General features: G+C 58.6%; 17 protein-coding genes and 1 pseudogene. 4 read left to right on the top strand and 14 right to left on the bottom strand.

The window, feature by feature from the left end:
- Positions 1-151 precede the first annotated feature (151 nt).
- The 3 genes from ACIGEK_RS11385 to gcl all read right to left on the bottom strand — a co-directional run bounded on the left by ACIGEK_RS11385 (position 152) and on the right by gcl (position 3,713).
- Positions 152-1,042 carry a 2-hydroxy-3-oxopropionate reductase gene (locus ACIGEK_RS11385; protein WP_397493430.1) on the bottom strand — a complete coding sequence of 297 codons (891 nt, stop codon included), beginning with the start codon at positions 1,040-1,042 and terminating at the stop codon, positions 152-154.
- 17 nt (positions 1,043-1,059) lie between these two features.
- On the bottom strand, positions 1,060-1,842 hold the full coding sequence (hyi, locus tag ACIGEK_RS11380; protein ID WP_397493429.1) for a hydroxypyruvate isomerase: 783 nt from the start codon (positions 1,840-1,842) through the stop codon (positions 1,060-1,062).
- Between the two features lie 95 nt (positions 1,843-1,937).
- Entirely contained in the window at positions 1,938-3,713 is a 1,776-nt protein-coding gene (gene gcl / locus ACIGEK_RS11375) for a glyoxylate carboligase (protein ID WP_397493428.1), read from the bottom strand.
- Between the two features lie 338 nt (positions 3,714-4,051).
- Between gcl and ACIGEK_RS11370 the strand changes: the two genes are divergently transcribed.
- Positions 4,052-4,492 carry a heme-binding protein gene (locus ACIGEK_RS11370; RefSeq protein ID WP_397493427.1) on the top strand — a complete coding sequence of 147 codons (441 nt, stop codon included), beginning with the start codon at positions 4,052-4,054 and terminating at the stop codon, positions 4,490-4,492.
- Between the two features lie 218 nt (positions 4,493-4,710).
- On the opposite strand, the gene ACIGEK_RS11365 is transcribed toward ACIGEK_RS11370, so the two are convergent.
- Positions 4,711-5,355: a TetR/AcrR family transcriptional regulator gene (locus tag ACIGEK_RS11365; RefSeq protein WP_397493426.1), complete on the bottom strand. Its 645-nt coding sequence runs from the start codon at positions 5,353-5,355 to the stop codon at positions 4,711-4,713.
- A gap of 215 nt (positions 5,356-5,570) precedes the next feature.
- Between ACIGEK_RS11365 and moaA the strand changes: the two genes are divergently transcribed.
- Together moaA and ACIGEK_RS11355 are read left to right on the top strand one after the other, a co-directional pair.
- A complete protein-coding gene (gene moaA / locus ACIGEK_RS11360; RefSeq protein WP_397493425.1) occupies positions 5,571-6,563 on the top strand; it encodes a GTP 3',8-cyclase MoaA in 993 nt (330 codons plus the stop codon).
- Positions 6,564-6,634: 71 nt separating this feature from the next.
- Positions 6,635-7,456, top strand: a complete 822-nt coding sequence (locus ACIGEK_RS11355; RefSeq protein ID WP_397493424.1) for a transporter substrate-binding domain-containing protein — start codon at positions 6,635-6,637, stop codon at positions 7,454-7,456.
- Between the two features lie 155 nt (positions 7,457-7,611).
- Here the strand turns inward: ACIGEK_RS11355 and ACIGEK_RS11350 are convergent, their stop codons facing one another.
- From ACIGEK_RS11350 to puuE, 8 genes and pseudogenes are all read right to left on the bottom strand, one after another.
- Positions 7,612-8,484: an outer membrane protein OmpK gene (locus tag ACIGEK_RS11350; RefSeq protein WP_397493423.1), complete on the bottom strand. Its 873-nt coding sequence runs from the start codon at positions 8,482-8,484 to the stop codon at positions 7,612-7,614.
- A gap of 81 nt (positions 8,485-8,565) precedes the next feature.
- Positions 8,566-10,062: a nucleobase:cation symporter-2 family protein gene (locus ACIGEK_RS11345; protein ID WP_397493422.1), complete on the bottom strand. Its 1,497-nt coding sequence runs from the start codon at positions 10,060-10,062 to the stop codon at positions 8,566-8,568.
- 308 nt (positions 10,063-10,370) lie between these two features.
- Positions 10,371-11,709, bottom strand: a pseudogene (locus ACIGEK_RS11340) (nucleobase:cation symporter-2 family protein).
- A gap of 132 nt (positions 11,710-11,841) precedes the next feature.
- On the bottom strand, positions 11,842-13,161 hold the full coding sequence (locus ACIGEK_RS11335; RefSeq protein WP_397493421.1) for a urate hydroxylase PuuD: 1,320 nt from the start codon (positions 13,159-13,161) through the stop codon (positions 11,842-11,844).
- A 48-nt stretch (positions 13,162-13,209) separates the two neighbouring features.
- Complete coding sequence (locus ACIGEK_RS11330; protein WP_397493420.1) at positions 13,210-13,713, bottom strand: ureidoglycolate lyase; 504 nt, start codon at positions 13,711-13,713, stop codon at positions 13,210-13,212.
- A gap of 58 nt (positions 13,714-13,771) precedes the next feature.
- The gene (gene alc / locus ACIGEK_RS11325) at positions 13,772-14,767 is read right to left on the bottom strand and encodes an allantoicase (protein WP_397493419.1); all 996 of its coding nucleotides are present in this window, start codon (positions 14,765-14,767) and stop codon (positions 13,772-13,774) included.
- A gap of 50 nt (positions 14,768-14,817) precedes the next feature.
- Positions 14,818-15,333: a 2-oxo-4-hydroxy-4-carboxy-5-ureidoimidazoline decarboxylase gene (gene uraD / locus ACIGEK_RS11320; RefSeq protein ID WP_397493418.1), complete on the bottom strand. Its 516-nt coding sequence runs from the start codon at positions 15,331-15,333 to the stop codon at positions 14,818-14,820.
- Entirely contained in the window at positions 15,330-16,271 is a 942-nt protein-coding gene (gene puuE / locus ACIGEK_RS11315) for an allantoinase PuuE (RefSeq protein WP_397493417.1), read from the bottom strand. Before puuE ends, uraD begins: the two co-directional genes overlap by 4 nt.
- A 413-nt stretch (positions 16,272-16,684) precedes the next feature.
- Between puuE and uraH the strand changes: the two genes are divergently transcribed.
- Entirely contained in the window at positions 16,685-17,038 is a 354-nt protein-coding gene (gene uraH, locus ACIGEK_RS11310; RefSeq protein WP_397493416.1) for a hydroxyisourate hydrolase, read from the top strand.
- Positions 17,039-17,221: 183 nt separating this feature from the next.
- Here the strand turns inward: uraH and ACIGEK_RS11305 are convergent, their stop codons facing one another.
- Positions 17,222-17,848: a LysE family translocator gene (locus ACIGEK_RS11305; protein ID WP_397493415.1), complete on the bottom strand. Its 627-nt coding sequence runs from the start codon at positions 17,846-17,848 to the stop codon at positions 17,222-17,224.
- A 198-nt stretch (positions 17,849-18,046) separates the two neighbouring features.
- The gene (locus tag ACIGEK_RS11300) at positions 18,047-19,396 is read right to left on the bottom strand and encodes an NCS2 family permease (RefSeq protein ID WP_397493414.1); all 1,350 of its coding nucleotides are present in this window, start codon (positions 19,394-19,396) and stop codon (positions 18,047-18,049) included.
- Between the last annotated feature and the right edge of the window lie 227 nt (positions 19,397-19,623).

The raw sequence follows: 19,623 nt of genomic DNA, 5'->3' as shown, positions 1-19,623 counted from the left end.
CTGAAGCACGTTCGATTCTAGTGCGCAGCACCCTGGGGCAAGGCGCTGCGCACTAGAATCGACCCACCCGGCAGGCAGGCCGTGACACCGCCTGCCGGACAGATCGAAAGGGTTGTTTCAGAGCGGCTGACCCCGCCCTGAAACCTGTTACTTACTCACCACGGATGTTGAAGTTGGCCATATGTTCCAGGCCTTTGATCAACGCCGAGTGGTCCCAGTTGCTGCCACCGATGGCCGCACAGGTGCTGAACACTTGCTGGGCGTTGGCGGTGTTGGGCAGGTTGAGGCCCAGTTCGCGCGCGCCGGCCAGTGCCAGGTTGAGGTCTTTCTGGTGCAGGCTGATACGGAAGCCTGGGTCGAAGGTGCCTTTGATCATGCGCTCACCATGCACTTCGAGGATCTTCGAGCCGGCGAAACCACCCATCAGTGCTTCACGCACCTTGGCTGGATCGGCACCGTTCTTTGCGGCGAACAACAGGGCTTCAGCAACAGCCTGGATGTTCAGGGCGACGATGATCTGGTTGGCGACCTTGGCGGTCTGGCCGTCACCGTTACCACCAACGCGGGTGATGTTCTTGCCCATGGCCTGGAACAGCGGCAGCGCGCGTTCGAAGGCATTCGGGCAACCGCCGACCATGATCGACAGGGTGGCCGCTTTGGCACCGACTTCACCGCCGGATACCGGGGCGTCCAGGTAAGCCGCGCCAGTGGCTTTGATTTTTTCGGCGAAGGCTTTTGTGGCGGTCGGGGAGATCGAGCTCATGTCGATCACTACTTTGCCAGCGCCTACGCCTGCGGCAACGCCGTCGGCGCGGAACAGAACGTCCTCAACCTGGGGGGTGTCCGGCACCATGATGATGATGAACTCGGCTTCCTGCGCCACTTCGCGCGGGTTGGCCAGGCCGATGCCGTTGTTGCCCAGCAGGTCAGCCGGCGCCTTGTCGAAATGCTCGGAGAAGAACAGGGTGTGCCCGGCTTTTTGCAGGTTCTGCGCCATAGGCTTGCCCATGATGCCGGTGCCGATAAATCCGATTTTTGCCATGAGAAATATCCTCTGATTCAGATTGCGTTATGCGCTTTCATCCAGCCGAGGCCGGCAGCGGTGGTGGTGGCTGGCTTGTATTCACAGCCGATCCAGCCCTGGTAGCCAATGCGGTCCAGGTGCTCGAAGAGGAAGCGATAGTTGATTTCGCCAGTACCCGGCTCGTTGCGGCCCGGGTTGTCGGCTAGCTGCACATGGTTGATCACTGCAAGGTTGGCCTCGACGGTACGCGCCAGGTCACCTTCCATGATTTGCATGTGGTAGATGTCGTATTGCAGGAACAGGTTGCTGCTGGCGACCTTGTCGCGAATCGCCAGCGCCTGCTTCGTGGTGTTTAGGTAGAAGCCGGGAATGTCACGGGTGTTGATCATTTCCATGACCAGCTTGATGCCGGCGGCTTGCAGCTTTTCAGCAGCAAACTTGAGGTTCTCAACGAAGGTCTGTTCAACCGTGGCACAGTCATAACCTTGCGGGCGGATTCCGGCCAGGCAGTTGATCTGCGTGTTACCCAGGACTTGGGCGTAAGCGATGGCTTTATCCACGCCAGCGCGGAATTCTTCAACGCGGTCGGGGTGGCAGGCGATACCACGCTCGCCCTTGGCCCAATCGCCAGCAGGTAGGTTGAACAGCACCTGCTCCAGGCGGTTGGTATCTAGACGCGCTTTGATTACGTCGGCGGCGAAGTCATAAGGGAACAGGTATTCGACACCGCTAAAGCCGGCGGCTGCGGCGGCGTCGAAACGGTCCAGAAAGTCCACTTCGGTGAACAACATGGACAGGTTGGCGGCAAAACGGGGCATAAAACATTCCTCGGTTGCGTAGGGTGGAAAACCGCGCAGCGTTTTCCACCGTGGAGTTGGTGGATGTGCTTCGCGACATCCACCCTACGGCTGCATCAGTCCAGCATGGAGATCGCAGTTGGGGCGTCGGCACCGCGCTCAGCGAGGTCTTCGAACTCGTTGATGGCGTTGATTTCCACACCCATGGAGATGTTGGTAACGCGCTCCAGAATGATTTCCACCACCACCGGTACACGGAACTCTTCCATCAGCGCCTTGGCCTTGGCCAGCGCGCCCTGGATTTCGTTCGGGTCAAGTACGCGGATTGCCTTGCAGCCCAGACCTTCGACCACAGCCACATGGTCAACACCGTAGCCATTGAGTTCTGGCGCATTGATGTTCTCGAAGGCCAACTGCACGCAGTAGTCCATCTCAAAACCGCGCTGCGACTGACGGATCAGCCCCAGGTAGGAGTTGTTCACCACCACGTGGATGTACGGCAGGTTGAACTGCGCACCCACGGCCAGTTCTTCGATCATGAACTGGAAGTCATAGTCACCGGACAGCGCCACAACGTTACGGGTCGGGTCAGCTTTGACCACACCCAGTGCGGCTGGAACGGTCCACCCGAGCGGACCGGCCTGGCCACAGTTGATCCAGTGACGCGGCTTGTACACGTGAAGGAACTGTGCGCCGGCGATCTGCGACAGACCGATAGTGCTGACGTAGCAGGTGTCCTTGCCGAAGAACTCGTTCATCTCTTCGTACACGCGCTGCGGCTTGACCGGCACGTTGTCGAAGTGGGTCTTGCGCTGCAGGGTGCGCTTACGCTCGCGGCAGGATTCAACCCAGGCACTGCGATCTTTCAGCTTGCCAGCGGATTTCCACTCGCGGGCCACTTCGATAAAGGCGTCCAGAGCGGCGCCAGCGTCGGAAACGATGCCCAGGTCCGGGTTGAACACGCGGCCAATCTGCGTCGGCTCGATGTCGACGTGAATGAACTTGCGGCCTTCGGTGTACACATCGATGCTGCCGGTGTGGCGGTTGGCCCAGCGGTTACCGATACCGAATACCAGATCGGATTCCAACAGGGTGGCGTTGCCATAGCGGTGCGACGTCTGCAGACCAACCATGCCGACCATCAGCTTGTGGTCATCCGGAATCGCGCCCCAGCCCATCAGGGTTGGCACAACTGGTACGCCGGTCAGTTCGGCGAACTCAACCAGTTTGTCGGCCGCATCAGCGTTGAAGATTCCGCCGCCAGCAACCAGCAACGGACGCTCGGCGTCATTCAGCATGGCCAGGGCTTTTTCAGCCTGCACACGATTGGCAGCCGGCTTGGCCAGTGGCAGTGGTTCGTAGGCGTCGATGTCGAATTCGATCTCGGCCATCTGCACGTCGAACGGAAGGTCGATCAGTACGGGGCCTGGGCGACCGCTGCGCATTTCATAGAAGGCTTTCTGGAAGGCGCGTGGCACTTGGCCAGGCTCCATTACCGTGGTCGCCCACTTGGTCACCGGCTTGACGATGCTGGTGATGTCGACGGCCTGGAAGTCTTCCTTGTGCATGCGGGCACGCGGCGCTTGGCCGGTGATGCACAGAATCGGGATGGAGTCGGCCGATGCCGAGTACAGACCGGTGACCATGTCGGTGCCAGCAGGGCCGGAAGTGCCGATGCACACGCCGATATTGCCGGCATTGGTGCGGGTGTAACCCTCAGCCATGTGCGAGGCACCTTCGACGTGGCGCGCCAGGACGTGGTCGATACCGCCAACTTTCTTCAGTGCAGCGTACAGGGGGTTGATGGCGGCGCCGGGGATGCCGAACGCAGTGTCAACGCCTTCGCGGCGCATCACCAGTACGGCGGCCTCGATTGCTCTCATTTTGGCCATTGTCTTGTGCCTCGTTTGTTATCAGATTGTATACAAAGCAGCTGGCTTGGATTCTATTCATGGCCTGACCTTCCGGTCAACCCGTTTTGTTGTCGAGGCGCTATCTGGCAAAAAATCTTTTAAAACAACCGTTTTAGCTAGGGCGCTTGATCTGCTGCGGAAACGATTGTTGATAACTGTATACAAATGTCCTTTGTATTGTATTCGTCTATTGAGTTTTTTGTTTCTAGTGGGATAGTGGTGTTGAGCTTTGGATTGCCCGTCAGCTGTCAATCGCCCTGTAGGCGCTGTGGTTCCGGGTGTTTCGTAGGATTTATCAGCATCGAGGAAGACCCAACATGAGTACGTTGAATCTGCAAATCGCCACCACCATCAGTAATCGTGCCCTGGCTGTCGGCCGGGAAATTTCTGCAGCACCGCTGACCGTGGCCGTACTGGATGCCGGCGGCCATCTGATCAGCCTGCAGCGTGAGGACGGCGCCAGCTTGCTACGCCCGCAAATCGCCATCGGTAAGGCATGGGGCGCATTGGCACTGGGCAAGGGCTCACGCCTGATCGCCGCCGACGCACAACAGCGCCCGGCGTTTATCGGCGCGGTAAACAACCTGGCCGACGGTCAATTGGTGCCGGCACCGGGTGGTGTGCTGATTCGTGATGCGCGCGGCGAGGTGATTGGCGCCGTGGGCATTACAGGCGACACCTCGGATATCGATGAGCAGTGCGCCGTCAGCGCTGTGGAGTCGGTTGGTCTGAAGCCTGACGCGGGCATCGCCGCGTGATAGGGTGCGGCTTGTGGGAGGCGCTTTCGGTTCTGGCATCCTGCTTCGCCCTACCTCTTGCATCCATGCAGTCGTAGCCGCAACTGTAACGACTCGCCGCTAAAGCGCCCCCACAGGTCTTTTGTATGTGAAACAGAAATTAAAAACGGTGGATGCTTTGCAGCATTCACCGTTCTTTTATTGTGGCCTTAAGCCAAGGGCAGGGCGGATAGACGTGCTTACGTGTTAGTAACCTGCTCGGATGCGCTGGGCTGGGTTTCGTCGATCTCGCAGCCCCTGATAACCAGGCGGATGATGGTCTGCGCGGCGGCTTCGTAGTCGGCTTCATCCAGGTTGGCTTTGCCGGTCACGGTGGAAATCTGCCAGTCGAAGTCGGCATAGGTCTGGGTTGCGGCCCAGATGCTGAACAGCAGGTGGTGCGGGTCAACCTTGGCCATCAGGCCCTGGTCGATCCAGCCCTGGATGCAGGAAATATTGTGTTTGGCTTGGGCATTAAGTTGCGCGGTCTGGTCGGCGGACAGGTGCGGCGCGCCGTGCATGATTTCGCTGGCGAATACCTTGGAGGCAAACGGCAGTTCGCGGGAGATGCGGATTTTCGAGCGTATATACGCGCGTAGTACGTCGGCGGGTTTACCCGGTTGATTGAACGGCGCGGAAGCTTCCAGCAGCGGTTCAATAATGCTTTCCAGCACTTCGCGGTAGAGGTTTTCTTTCGACTTGAAGTAGTAGTAAACGTTGGGCTTGGGCACACCGGCCTTAGCGGCGATATCGCTGGTTTTGCTGGCTGCAAAGCCTTTGTCGGCGAACTCCTCACTGGCTGCGCGTAAAATCAGCTCTCTGTTACGCTCGCGAATACTGGTCATAAGCCTCTTTGCTTCTGTCGAACGCCCGTCGCTGGGCAGCGCCGGGATGGTAGCACCGGCTTTGCGCGACGCTCAAGGCTTGTGGCCTGGGCTCTGGCGGGCTATCTGACTTTTAGGTCAGGTTGTTGTATGCAACATTTAGTTTTTCTGTTTTTATCTCGGCTTATGTACTCATAACAAAAAGTCTCGGCTCGTTGAGCTCCAGGAGACACGTAGTGAACAATCAGCTGGTTGACCCTTTCGGTCGGCGCATCACCTATCTACGGTTATCGGTTACCGATCGCTGTGATTTCCGCTGCACTTACTGCATGAGTGAGGACATGGTGTTCGCCCCGCGCGAGCAGATCCTCAGCCTTGAAGAACTCTATGCAGTGGCGGACGCCTTTATCGGCCTTGGGGTCAAACGCATCCGCATCACCGGTGGCGAGCCGCTGGTACGCAAGAACCTGCTCAGCCTGCTGACCCGCCTGGGCCAGCGCCCGGAGCTGGAAGACCTGGCCATCACCACCAATGGCTCACAGCTGGCTGACCTGGCGCCGCAGTTACACGCGGCCGGGGTTAAGCGCCTGAATGTCAGCCTGGATTCGCTGCAGCGCGAGCGCTTTGCCGCCTTTACCCGACGCGACAAGCTCGATCAGGTGCTCGAAGGCATCGAGGTGGCGCGCGCGGCGGGTTTTCGCAAGATCAAACTCAATGCCGTGGTGCAGAAAGGTCGCAACGATGACGAAGTGCTCGACCTGGTCGAGTTCGCCATGGCGCGTGGCCTGGACATCAGCTTTATCGAAGAAATGCCGCTGGGTAGTATTTCCAGTCACCAGCGCGAGCAGACCTTCTGCTCCAGTGACGAGGTGCGTGAGCGAATCGAGCAGCGTTATGCCCTGGTGCGCAGCAGCAAACTGAGCGGCGGGCCGTCGCGCTACTGGCAGGTGGTCGGCAGCGACACCCAGGTTGGCTTTATTTCACCGCATAGCCACAACTTCTGCGGCGACTGCAACCGCGTGCGCGTCACCGCAGAGGGCAAGCTGGTGCTCTGCCTGGGGCATGAGAATGCCCTGGACCTGAAAAATCTGATGCGTGCCCATCCGGGTGACAGCCAGCGTCTGCGTGATGCCTTGGTGCAGGCTTTGCAGTTGAAGCCTGAGCGTCATCACTTCGAGAGCGATGCCCAGGTACAGGTTATTCGCTTTATGAGCATGACCGGTGGCTAGCCCCTAGCCGCAACTTCATCGCCTTGTGCGGTTCCTTCGTTCCACTCTCATAATTAAACAGGAGGTTTGCTGTGAAGCCCTCGCACGTCTGCAGTTTGTTCGCCGTTGTCTGTTCCAGCGCGGTTAGCGCTGAAAGTTATGTGATCGGTGTAGAGAAACTGGCCTTTGCGCCGCACTACAGCATCGATGCGCAAGGCCAGTACCAGGGCTTTGCCCGTGATCTTTTTGACCTGTTCGCGCGAACCAGCGGGGTGGAGCTGAGCTACAAGGTGCTGCCCGTTGAACAACTGTTGCCCGCATTGCTCAGCGGCCAGGTGGACTTCAAATACCCCGACAGCGAAACCTGGGCACCAGCGCAGAAGGCCGGCAAGACCCTGAGCTACAGCCAGGGCGTGGTCGAGTATGTCGATGGTGTACTGGTTGCTCCGCAGCGCCATGGCCAGCCCATCGAGCAGATCAAACGCCTGGCCATGGTCAACGGCTGGACGCCATGGGGCTATCAGGAGCGTATCGATGCTGGGCAGATCGAGCTGACCTACAGCGATGATCTGCGCCAGATGATCCGCCAGGCGCTGAAGAAGGATACCGACGGCGCTTACTTCAACGTGGTGGTGGCGACTCATTATCTGGACAACATCCGCGCAAAACCGGGTGCGCTGATCTTCGATGCGCAGCTGCCGCACAACCGTGGCAGCTTCAAGCTGTCGACCCTCAAGCACACAGCCTTTATGCAGCGTTTTGACCGTTTCCTGATCGAGCAGCAGAGCGAAGTTGCGGCGCTGAAAGATCAGTACAAAGTCAAGGCCAACCTGGATGCAGAACGCATCGGCCTGGAGCAGTGGAAGCTGGATTTTATCGAGCGCAAGAAGCTCAAGGACGCGCAATCGCAGTAATGTGTTGAGCTAACAAAAACCGCTCCAGGTGAGCGGTTTTTTTCTGCGCGTAAGATAAGAGGGATAGGCGCAATATAAAAGGGGATGGCAACGATGCCATCCCCTTTTTGTTACAGGTTGCCGCCTACCCGGCAACCCGCATCAAGCACATAGGCTTAGAAGTGGTACTTCACCAGTGCTTGCACGGCGGTCTGATCGAAGCCATTGGTGGAGCCGTCAATTGGCTTGATGCCGTACTTGTTGTGCCACATGTTCAGCTCGGTACCGACATACAGTTTGCGCCCTTCACCGAACAGCGCCTTGCCGGCATCCCATTTGATCTGGATCGAGGAGCCGACTGAAGTCTGGGTGCCGGCGTCCTTGGATGGGGCGCGCCAGTCGATATAGCCGTCGACCACGAAGTCCTGTTCGCCAATGGCGAACGGGTAGGCGCCGGCTACGGTCAGCTGGGTGGTGTAACCGTTGCCTTGTTCGCTGGCCTTGAAGTCATGGTCGAAGAAGATGTGGTTGTTGATCTTCACGCGGTACAGGTTGGTCTGCAGGAAGGCGAAGCCCGGCGCGTCCCAATCCAGGCCAATACCATAGAGGTAGTTCTCGGTGCCTGGGCCGCCATTGCCTTTCTCATAGGTGAAGGCGGCCTTGACGTCCTTGATTGGACCTACGGACAGGTCCTGGCCGGTCAACCAGCTGAGGCTGACACGTGGAGAAAACTCCATGTAGTAGAAGCTGTTCTTTTCCTTGACGCTCAGGTTACCGAAGTTGCTGCCGCGCGCCTGCGAATTGTCGGCGTCGATGTAGTCGAGGAAGAAGAAGGTGTCGCCCCAGGTCCAGCCACTGGCGTTTTCTAGGGTAAAGGTGCTTTGCGAGCGCTGCTCTTCAGCGTTGTTGTTGAGGCGCTGAAAGTTGCTGCCATAGAGGTAGGAGAGGCTGGTGTCTTGCCAGAGGAAGGCGTCACTGGCCAAGGCCTGTTGACCGGAAAACAGTCCAGCCGAGAGGGCAATGCCGTGGGGCAGGTGCTTCAGTTTCATCATGGTTTCCTTATTATTGGACTTACAAGGTTTCTCGAACCTGCGGCGAACCGCAGGATCTGTCAGGCAAAGGAGGGTGGTTCAGCTGGTACGTGGGGCCACGTTAAGCTCGTTGCGGCTGCTGCTTGGCACATCTGCGGCACTGTCGTCCTGCGGGTTTTGCAGCACGGTGTGCAGATGGGCTTCGGGGTCGTAGTCGTTTTCTTCCAGCTGCAGATACTCTTCCGGTAGGAAGATGTTCAGCAGAATGGCGCTGAAGGCACCGATGGTGATGGGCGAGCCGAAGATGTTCTTCAGCGCATCGGGCATCTGCGAGAGCACTTCCGGGACGGCCGCAACACCCAGGCCCAGGCCCAGGGAGATGGCCACGATCAGCACGTTTCGACGATGCAGACCCGCCTCGGTAAGGATCTTGATCCCCGCCACGGCCACGGTGCCGAACATGATCAGCGTGGCGCCACCGAGTACCGGTTTCGGCATCAGTTGCAATACTGCGCCTACTGCCGGGAACAGACCTAGCAGCACCAGAATGGCGGCGATATAGAACGCCACGTGACGGCTGGCCACACCAGTCAGTTGGATCACACCGTTGTTTTGACTGAACGTGGTCATCGGCAGGCTGTTGAACATGGCCGCGATGGCCGAGTTGCAGCCATCGGCCAATACCCCGGATTTGATTCGACGCATATAAAGCGGGCCTTTGACCGGCTGCTTGGAAATGATCGAGTTGGCCGTCAGGTCGCCTGCGGTTTCCAACGGGGTGATCAGAAAGATTACCGCAATCGGCACAAACGCTACCCAGTCAAAGTTGAAGCCGTATTTGAATGGCACGGGGATGCTGACCAGTGGCACGTCAGCCATATTGGCGAAATCCACCTTGCCGGTGTACCAGGCCACGCTGAAGCCTAATACGAGGCCGATGATCACCGCCGAGAGGCGCACCACCTGTGACGGGAAGCGGTTGAGGATCACGATGGTGACCAGCACCAAGCCGCCGAGACCCAGGTGGTGCAGGGCACCGAGATCTGCGGCGCCGTAACCGCCGGCGATATCAGTCATGGCGACCTTGATCAATGACAAACCCATCAGACAGATGATGGTGCCGGTCACGACTGGAGTGATGACTCGGCGCAGCTTGTTGATGAACTGGCTGAAGGCGATCTCGACAAAGGCCGCGCAGAAGCACACGCCAAAGATCGTCGAGAGAATTTCCTCTTCGCTGCCGCCACGGCCTTTGACGATAAACCCGGCGCTGAGAATCACGCTGAGAAAACCGAAGCTGGTGCCCTGTAGGCAGAGCAGGCCAGAGCCGACCGGGCCAATGCGCTTGGCTTGGATAAAGGTGCCGAGGCCGGATACGAACAGCGCCATGCTGACCAGATACGGCACATAGGCGCCGAGGCCGAGTACGCCACCGACAATCAGGGTAGGGGTGATAATGCCGACGAAGCTGGCCAGTACGTGCTGCAGTGCGGCGAAGATCGCTGGTGCAAAGGCCGGGGTGTCGTGGAGTTGGTAGATCAGGTCGTTGTTTGCCACAGGCGGAGCTGTGGTCTCTGTGCTGCTAGTCGTGGTCATAGTCAGAGCCTGCCAGTTGTTTTTATACGGTCATGGGCTTGGCGAGGCTTCACGGCGCCTCTGTTCTGTACCTGGGTAGAAGTTGTCCACTTGGTCAGAATGAATCGACTATAGCAACTTGTTCACAGCGATAAAAACAATTTATTTTAAGATTGTGCACAAAAAATGAACTGTCAGTCAGATGACGTTGCAACTCGTCATTTGCGCGCTGGAGATGCCTGTTATAGAGGGTGCGACTGGTTTAGCAGGTCGCGCAAGTAAGCAGCCCGGCGTAGCGGGCTGCTTACTTGCGCGCAAAGAGAGAGGGGTCAGTGCTGCAGGTGCGGATTGTTTAGCGCCGCACGTTCTGGTCCGCCGAGGATATTGAACAGCAGATTGAGCAGTACCGCGCTGATGGTGGCCATGGCGATGCCGCTGTGGGTGATCGGCTCCAGCCAGTGCGGCAGGTGCGCGAAGAACTCCGGGCGCACCACCGGGGCCAGACCCATGCCGATGCTGACGGCGACCAGCAGCTGATTGCGGCGGTCGGCAATATCCGCCTCCTGGAGAATCTTGATACCTGTTGCCGCGACCATGCCGAACATAGCAATGCCCGCGCCGCCCAGTACCGCCGGTGGAATCGAGGCCACCAGGTAGGCGGCTTTGGGCAGCAAGCTTAAGCCGATCAGCAGCAACCCAGCGGCGGCGGTGACATACCGGCTGCGTACGCCGGTCATCTGCACCAGGCCGATGTTCTGAGCAAAGGAGGAGTGGGTAAAGGTGTTGAAGATGCCGGCGAAGAACGATGCGCCGGCATCACACAACAGGCCGCGGCGCAGCATGCTCGGGGTGACTTCCTTACCGGTGATCTTGCCGAGGGCGAGGAACATACCGGTGGACTCAACGAAGATGATCACCACCACCAGACACATGGAGAGAATGGGCGCCAGATGAAACTCCGGCATGCCGAAGTGCATGGGTTTGACCACGGCAAACCAGGCGCTCTGCTGCAGACCACCGAGGTCGACCATACCCAGGACGCCAGCCACCAGGTAGCCGACAAGCATGCCGATCAGCACCGAAACATTGACCCAGAAGCCGCGCATAAACCGATTGATCAGCAGAATGGTTCCCAGCACCAGCGCGGCAATCGCCAGGTACTGCAAGGCGCCGAATTCACTGGCGGCGCTGCCACCGCCGGCCCAGTTGAGCGCCACGGGGAACAGTGACAAGCCGATGGCGGTAATCACCGTACCGGTCACAAGTGGTGGGAAGAAGTGCACGATGCGCGACATGAACGGCGCAATCAGCATGCCGAAAAAGCCTGCGGCAATCGTTGCACCGAAGATTCCCGGCAAGCCGATACCGGGCGAGCCGGCCATGGCCACCATGCTGCCGACGGCGGCAAAACTGGCGCCCATCATCACCGGCATACGGATACCCATGGGGCCGATGCCGAGTGACTGCACCAGGGTGGCAATACCCGCTACCAAAAGGTCAGCGGTAATCAGGAAGGCGATTTCTTCACGGGACAGGCCGACGGCCTCACCGATGATCAAGGGCACCGCCGTACATCAGCAGCACATGCTGGAAGCTCACCAGAATCATTTGCAGCAGGGGTAGGCGTTGGTCGACCGCGCAGGTCGACGTTGAATTCAACGGGGTCATGCAAATACCTCAGGCGCTTTTATTGTTGTAAGTCGCTGTTCGGCGCAGGTGTTTATTGACCTGTACCGGAGAATTCTTGCAGGGTGCAGATAAACAAATGCCGCGCCCTTGCGGGCGCGGCATTCGGTTGCATCAGTTGAGCTGGGCGCCCTGGTCGATCCATGAGCCGATCAGCTCACGTTCTTCCTGGGTCATCTGGGTGATATTGCCCAGCGGCATGATCTGCGAAGCAACGCTTTGTGCGTGGATCTTCGCGGCCTGCGCTTTGATCTGCTCTGGTGTGTCGAGGATCAAGCCGGCAGGCGGTGCGCTGAACATCGGGCTGCTGGGCGTTGCCGAATGACATACGCTGCAGCGTTGCTCAATCACGCTCTTGACCTGGGCAAAGCCGCTAGCGTCCGTTGCGGCTTTAGCAGGGGGGCTGACCTTTGGGGCTTCTGCCGGCTTGGCGGCAGGTTCGGCCGCCTTGGCCGCTTGCGGGTTGCCGCTGATGCCCGTGGCCGGGACCGGGGCGTACTTGATCACTGCAGCTTGCGACTCCTGCGGTGCAGCAGCCTTCATGCTCGGGCCAGTAACGAACGCCAGGCAGATCATGCCCAGTGCGGCGGCAGGTAGGGTCCAGACGTACTTGCTGCTGTCATGACGGGTGTTGAAATAATGGCGCACCAGTACCGCCAGCATCGCGATGCCCGCCAGGATCAGCCAGTTGTATTGGCTACCGTAGGTGCTCGGGAAGTGGTTGCTGATCATGATGAACAGCACCGGTAAGGTGAAGTAGTTGTTGTGGCGCGAGCGCAGCAGGCCTTTGGCCGGCAGGGTCGGGTCCGGCGTGGTGTTGTCTTCAATCGCCTTAACCAGCGCGCGCTGGGCCGGCATGATGGTGAAGAACACGTTACCGACCATGATGGTGCCGATAATGGCGCCGACATGGATATAGGCGGCGCGACCGCTGAAAATCTGGCTGAAGCCATAGGCGGCAGCGATGATCAGCACGAACAGCACGGCGCCAAGCAGAGCCGGGCGTTTACCCAGCGGCGAGTCACAAAGGAAGTGATACGCGATATAGCCCGCAATCATCGAACCGAAACCGATGGCAATGGCCATTTCCGGCGCCAGATCAACGCCCGGCTTGACCAGGTACAGGCTCGGGTTGAGGTAGTAGACCACCAGCATCAGGGCGATGCCCGACAGCCAGGTGAAATAGGCCTCCCATTTGAACCAGTGCAGGTTCTCCGGCATTTTCGGTGGGGCCAGTTTGTATTTTTCCAGGTGGTAGATACCGCCACCGTGAATCGCCCAAAGGTCACCGGACAGGCCTTCGCGGGGATTGCTGCGGTTGAGGTTGTTTTCCAGCCAGACGAAATAGAAGGATGCGCCGATCCAGGCCACGCCGGTGATCATATGCACCCAACGAATGCTCAGGTTCAGCCACTCAATCAAATGTGCTTCCACAATCAGTACCTCATTCCCAGTGCCGGCACGCCGGAGGCTGGGCTTCTCTTATTGGTGGGGGGCGAGGAGCAACAGCTCGTCGTCACTAAAGAAATGCTCATCGCAGTTGTTGCCAGAACCACTGCGATCAACCACCAGGAAGTCATCCCGCTTTTCGATCGTCAGCACCGGGTGGTGCCAAACGCCGCGATGGTAATTAATGCCCTGCCTGCCGTTGCTGCGGAAGGCGCGGACCAACTCTGATTCAGGTGCATCGCCAAGTGGCGCGACCACGATCAGAAAGGGGTTGCCGAGCAGCGGGATAAACGCCTGACTGCCCTGCGGATGTCGCTCCAGCATGCGAATGGTCAGCGGCATATCCAGCGCCTCGGCACTGAAGATGCTGATGATCGCCTTATCCTCTGGCTGTGCGGTCTCGACCGTGGCCAGTTTGTGATAGCGGCGAGTAGAGCCATTGTTGATCATGAAGAATTCACTGCCTTCGGTTTCGATAACGTCACCAAAGGGGGCGAAGGCTTCTTTGCTCAGCGGCTCGATGATCAATGTGCGCATGTTGGTCTTCTTGTTCGTTCGTTAATGCCCCTCTCCCAATGGGAGAGGGGTTTTTGGCTTACTTGGCGACTTTGCCGAACAGGCGCAGACGGCTGATACCACCGTCCGGGAACACGTTCACCCGTACGTGGGTGATCGGGCCGAGTGCTTTGATCTGCTCGCTGAACTCGTGCTCGGCGTGCATCTGCAGCTTCTGGCTTGGCAGCAGTTCGCGCCAGAACAGGCTCTGGGTTTCGATCTGGCTGTCGGTGCCGCCTTTGACGAAGGCCGCCTGGATCGAGCAGCTGTCCGGGTAGTTGCCCTTGAAGTGCAGGGTGTCGACGATGATGCGTTCGATCTCGCCCGGATGGCCGAGGGCGATAATCACCCAGTCGTTACCAGGGGTACGGCGACGTGCAGTCTCCCAGCCGTCGCCCATGTTGATGCCACGGCCCGGGTTGAGGATGTTGCTCATACGGCCGAAGTGTTCGTCCGAGCAGGCCAGGGCGCGACCGCCATTCAGTGCAGAAGCCAGGTCAACTTCTTCGTTGTCACCTACGTTCGACCAGTCACGGAAAGGTACGCCGTAGACGCGCAGACGGGCGACGCCGCCGTCTGGGTAGATGTTGAAGCGCAGGTGGGTGAAGGCCTGTGCATTGGCAATTTCATGGTAGTGGTGGCTGTTGCCTTGCAGTTCGACTGCGGCCAGCACTTCGGTCCACTCGGTAGCGTCGCTCGGGTCGCCTTCAGCCACAAAGCAGCCTTCCAGGGACGCCGACGGCGGGAAGTTACCGGTGAAGAAACTGGTGTCGATGTCCACACCCTTGATCGAGCCCGGCACACCCAGGCGGATTACCGCGCTGTCGTAACCTTCAAAGCGCTTGCGGCGCGATTCCCAGCCATCCATCCACTTGCCGTTGTCATCGAACACGCCCTCCTTCCATACGGCCGGGGTCGGCTGGAACAGACGGTTAACGTCGGCGAACCAGTCGTCGGTGACCGAGATGGCCTTGGTGCCCAGGCGTGCGTCGGCGAGGTTGACGTATTTCTCAAAGGGTACGGCGTAAGCTTTCATGAAATGTCTGCCTTAGATGATGGCGTTGGGGAGGGCGGTGGGCGTGCGGCCTACAGCTGCTGCAAGCGGAACAGCGCGATCTTGTTGATCTCGGCCAGGGCGCAGGCGAATTCCTGCTCCGGCGAGTTATGAATCCGCTCCTCGAAGGCCGCCAGAATCTGGTGCCGATTGCTGCCTTTCACCGCCATGATGAAGGGGAAGCCGAACTTGGCTTTGTAGGCATCGTTCAGTTCGGTAAAGCGGGCGAACTCTTCTGCGGTACAGGCGTGAATGCCCGCACCTGCCTGCTCCGACGTGGAGGAGGCGGTCAACTCACCGCGTACGGCTGCCTTGCCGGCCAGGTCCGGGTGAGCATTGATCAGCGCCAGCTGTGCAGCGTGGCTGGCACTGAGCAACAGGTCGGCCATGCGCTGATGCAGGCCGTTGATTTCGTTGATGCTGTCGTCCTGGCCCAGGTCGAAGGCCTTCTCGGCGACCCAGGGCGAGTGCTCGTAGATGTCGGCAAAGACTTTTACGAAGTCTTCACGGCTTAGGCGGGACGGGGTCAGGGTTTGAAAACGGCTCATTTCGAGCTCTCCTTGGATGGCTCTTGCAGCGGATGGGTCGCGTGCCAGTGTTTGGCAATGTCGACGCGGCGGGCGCACCAGACTTTTTCGTGGCTTTGCACGTATTCAAGGAAGCGCGCCAGTGACGCCAGGCGCGCGGGACGGCCGAGCAGACGACAGTGCATGCCGATCGAGAGCATCTTCGGCGCGCCGGCCATGCCTTCGGCGTAGAGCACATCGAAGGCGTCTTTCAGGTACTCGAAGAAATCGTCGCCCTTGTTGAAACCCTGCACCTGGGTGAAGCGCATGTCGTTGGTGTCTAGCGTGTAAGGGATCACCAGGTGCGGTTTGGCCGCGGTGCTGGCCGGGTCCCAGTAGGGCAGGTCGTCGTCGTAGGTGTCGCTGTCATACAGAAAGCCACCTTCTTCACGGACCAGGCGGCGAGTGTTCGGGCCGAGGCGGCCGGTGTACCAGCCCTGCGGACGCTGGCCGGTCAGTTCAGTCAGGATGCGAATGGCTTCGAGCATATGCTCGCGCTCTTCGGCTTCGCTCATGTTCTGGTAGTCGATCCAGCGGTAGCCGTGGCTGCAGATCTCGTGGCCGGCGGCGACCATCGCCTTGATCGCGTCCGGATGACGCTGCGCGGCCATGGCCACGGCGAAGATGGTCAGCGGGATGTTGTGTTTCTGGAACAGGTTCAGCAAACGCCAGACGCCGGCACGACTGCCGTACTCGTAGAGCGATTCCATGCACAGGTTGCGCTGGCCTTGCAGCGGCTGCGCGGAAACCATCTCGGAGAGAAACGCCTCGGACTCCTTGTCGCCGTGCAGGATGTTGCGCTCGCCGCCTTCCTCGTAGTTGAGAACAAACGACAGGGCGATGCGTGCATCATTCGGCCAGTGCGGGTGGGGCGGGTTGTTGGCGTAACCGATCAGGTCGCGTGGGTAGTCAGCGCTCACTGCAGTCTTCCTTCTTGCTGTTTGTGGCGGTCATTGGGCAGGCACGAATGCGTTGCACGACCGTGATGGGCTAATTGTATACAAAGTGCTTTGCATCTTGTAAATCTAAAATTCACTTATTTTGTGAAATTTTGCCTTAATGCTGAATCTGTCCAGAGCATCAGCTGTTGCTGTGCAAAAGCAGTGCTCGCAAGCACTTATGGCCGATTTGCTGCCCGTTTACGGTGCGCTGAGCAGGCGTAATGATCGATTTATTGTGTACAGTTTTTTATAAAAGTGTCTTATTTTTGAATTTCAGCATGCTATGCTTCAGCTCAGTCGAGGCTGCTTAGCCTGATAAATCTGCCGAATTCAATAAAAGTAGAGGAGGTGCGGCGTCTACGTAGGCTTATCTGCGCAGGTGCCCATAAGCGATGGGACGATTGACCACACACGTACTGGATGCCGCCCATGGTTGCCCAGGCAGCGAATTGAAGATTGAGTTGTACCGCGTTGAAGGGGCTCAGATGGAGCTGCTCAATAGCGTTATCACCAACCACGATGGCCGTTGCGATGCGCCGGTGCTGCAGGGTGACGATTACCGCAGTGGTGTTTACCAGCTGCATTTCCATGCCGGCGATTACTACCGCGCGCGTGGCGTCAAATTGCCTGAGCAGGCCTTTCTCGATGTCGTGGTGCTGCGCTTCGGCATCGATGCCGGGCAGGAGCATTACCACGTGCCGCTGCTGATATCCCCTTACAGCTACTCCACCTACCGCGGTAGCTGAACCGAATGCTTGTCACCCTCTGACTCAATTTAAGAGTCCCTAGCCCGTACACACTGCGGGCTTTTTTTTGCCTGCGATTTGTCGGGTTTCAAGCGCTGGAGTAGGAGCGGGCGGGGCGCGAACCGATATCGCGGGCATGGCCCGCTCCTACAGATGGTGACGTGGATAAGTCTTGGCAGGCTGTCAGCGGCTAAGCAGTGATGCAGCGCCAGCACCGCCAAACAATGCCGCGCTGATGCGGTTGAACCACACCTGACCCTTGCCTGACCGCAGGTAGCGCGCCGCGCCCTGGGCGCTGAGGCCGTAGAATAGTTTGCAGGCCAGATCCAACACTGCCCAGGTGGCGATCATTACCAGCAGCTGGCCAAGCATGGGGCGCTCGGCGCTGATGAACTGCGGCAGGAAGGCGGCGAAGAACAGAATGTCCTTGGGGTTGCTGGCGCCCAGGCCGAAGGCTTTCCAGAACATGCTGCGAAAACCGGGATTGACCGGCTGTTCCTCGGTCTTCACCGGTTTGGCAGCTTGGCGTGACTCCTGCCAGCTTTGCCAGGCGAGGTAGAACAGATACAGCGCGCCGACCAGCTTGAGCAGGCTGAACAACTGCTCGGAGGCCAACAACAGCGCACCAAGGCCGAGCGCCGAGGCACTCAACAAGCAGATCGAGGCCGATACGCCGCCAACGAACGCCGGGGCCGAGCGGCGCAGACCGTAGTTCAGGCTGTTGCTGACCATCAGCAGTGACAGTGGCCCCGGAATCAGAATCACCACCAGTGCAGCGCTTGCGAACAACAGCCAGGTTTCCAGACTCATTCCTATTCTCCAGATGTGCAAAAGCCCCGACGCCATATCAGGGCTTAGGTTTTGCTTGGTTCATGTTCCTTTGTTTTGAAAACGTAGCGAGCGATGACTAGGCAAGGCGAAGTCAGGCGAAAAAGCGGAGTGTACGACTGTACATGAGCATTTTGAGCCTGACTTCAACGCTGCATAGTCGAGCGCAGTAGTTTTCAATTAGAGGAAGGCGAACTTGGCGATAAAAATGATGCATAGAACGTGCAAGCTAAGCGATACCTTGTCGCGCTGGCCGGTCAGCAGTTTCAGTGTTGCGTAGGTCAGGAAGCCCAGGGCAATGCCGTTGGCGATGGAGAAGGTCAGCGGCATCATGACCACGGTGACGATCGCCGGGATGGTGTCGGTGTGATCTTTCCAGTCGATATGCGCCATGCCGCTCATCATCAGCATTGCGACATAGATCAGCGCACCAGCAGTGGCGTAGGCGGGGATCATCCCTGCCAGCGGGGCAAAGAACATCGCGCAGAGAAACAGCACGCCCACGGCAACAGCTGTCAGGCCAGTACGGCCACCTGCCGCAACGCCTGCAGCACTTTCCACATAGCTGGTTACCGGCGGGCAACCGACAAAGGCACCGATCACGCTGGAGGTACTGTCAGCCTTAAGGGCCTTGGACAGGTTCTGGATCTTGCCGTCTTCCTCCACCAGGTTGGCACGATGGGCGACGCCCATCAGGGTGCCAGCGGTGTCGAACATGTTGACGAAGAGGAAAGCCAGAATCACGCTGATCATGGCAATGTTGAAGGCACCAGCGATGTCCAGGGCCATCAAGGTCGGCGCCAGGCTTGGGGGCATGGAAACCAGGCCGTTGTATTCAACCAGGCCCAGTGCCCAGCCAACGGCGGTGACGCCGAGCATGCTGAACAGGATGGCGCCAAACACGTTGCGATGGCTAAGCACGGCAATCAGTAGAAAACACACGGCAGCCAGGATTGCGCTGGGCTCACCGAACGAGCCCATGGTCAGCAGAGTCGCCGGGCTATCGACGACAATACCTGCAGTCTTCAGGCCGATCAGTCCGAGGAACAGACCAACCCCCGCGCCCATGGCAAAGCGCAGACTCATTGGGATGCTATTGAGGAGCCACTCGCGGATGCGTGACAGGCTCATGATCATAAACAGCACGCCGGAGATAAACACCGCGCCGAGGGCGACCTGCCAGCTGTAGCCCATTTCACCGACAACGGTGTAGGTGAAGAAGGCATTCAGCCCCATGCCCGGTGCCAGGCCGACTGGCCAGTTGGCATACAGACCCATTAGGAAACAACCGATGGCCGCACCGATGCAGGTGGCGACAAACGCCGCGCCGTGATCGACGCCGGCCGTGGCCATGATGTTGGGGTTGACGAAGATGATGTAAGCCATGGTGACGAAAGTCGTCAGGCCCGCCAGCAGCTCGGTTTTGATCGTGGTGCGGTGCTCAGTCAGCTTGAAGAAGCGGTCAAGTAGACCGGGTTTGATCAGGTCTTGCATCTGCGTCGCCTGTTGTTCTTGTTTAGCGCTTTCCACAGGGGTACTCCTCATCTCTTGTTGTGTGCCACCCAGAGCCTGTGCTGCGCACTGCTCGACTCTTGAGGTAGGTGGTGTTTTTTGCCTTGCTGGCGTGCTTAGCTGACCTATAGGTCAAGAAATAACGCTGAGGCCGATTATGATGTTGTATACAAAAAAAGCAAATAATGTTTCTGCTTGATATCCTGTATGTGCTCGGTTTTTTCACCTATGCATCACCGGCTATT

The sequence above is a fragment of the Pseudomonas sp. NPDC079086 genome (genome assembly GCF_044542155.1).
GTDB lineage: Bacteria > Pseudomonadota > Gammaproteobacteria > Pseudomonadales > Pseudomonadaceae > Aquipseudomonas.
This window is presented reverse-complemented; position numbering and strand designations above follow the sequence as displayed.

Excerpts from the sequence above, each read along its gene's own strand:
- ACIGEK_RS11385 (WP_397493430.1), bottom strand. The coding sequence starts at position 1,042 with ATGGCAAAAATCGGATTTATCGGCACCGGCATCATGGGCAAGCCTATG.
- ACIGEK_RS11370 (WP_397493427.1), top strand. The coding sequence starts at position 4,052 with ATGAGTACGTTGAATCTGCAAATCGCCACCACCATCAGTAATCGTGCC.
- uraH (WP_397493416.1), top strand. The coding sequence starts at position 16,685 with ATGGGACGATTGACCACACACGTACTGGATGCCGCCCATGGTTGCCCA.
- ACIGEK_RS11365 (WP_397493426.1), bottom strand. The coding sequence starts at position 5,355 with ATGACCAGTATTCGCGAGCGTAACAGAGAGCTGATTTTACGCGCAGCC.
- gcl (WP_397493428.1), bottom strand. The coding sequence starts at position 3,713 with ATGGCCAAAATGAGAGCAATCGAGGCCGCCGTACTGGTGATGCGCCGC.
- hyi (WP_397493429.1), bottom strand. The coding sequence starts at position 1,842 with ATGCCCCGTTTTGCCGCCAACCTGTCCATGTTGTTCACCGAAGTGGAC.
- alc (WP_397493419.1), bottom strand. The coding sequence starts at position 14,767 with ATGAAAGCTTACGCCGTACCCTTTGAGAAATACGTCAACCTCGCCGAC.
- uraD (WP_397493418.1), bottom strand. The coding sequence starts at position 15,333 with ATGAGCCGTTTTCAAACCCTGACCCCGTCCCGCCTAAGCCGTGAAGAC.
- ACIGEK_RS11350 (WP_397493423.1), bottom strand. The coding sequence starts at position 8,484 with ATGAAACTGAAGCACCTGCCCCACGGCATTGCCCTCTCGGCTGGACTG.
- ACIGEK_RS11345 (WP_397493422.1), bottom strand. The coding sequence starts at position 10,062 with ATGACCACGACTAGCAGCACAGAGACCACAGCTCCGCCTGTGGCAAAC.
- ACIGEK_RS11330 (WP_397493420.1), bottom strand. The coding sequence starts at position 13,713 with ATGCGCACATTGATCATCGAGCCGCTGAGCAAAGAAGCCTTCGCCCCC.
- ACIGEK_RS11305 (WP_397493415.1), bottom strand. The coding sequence starts at position 17,848 with ATGAGTCTGGAAACCTGGCTGTTGTTCGCAAGCGCTGCACTGGTGGTG.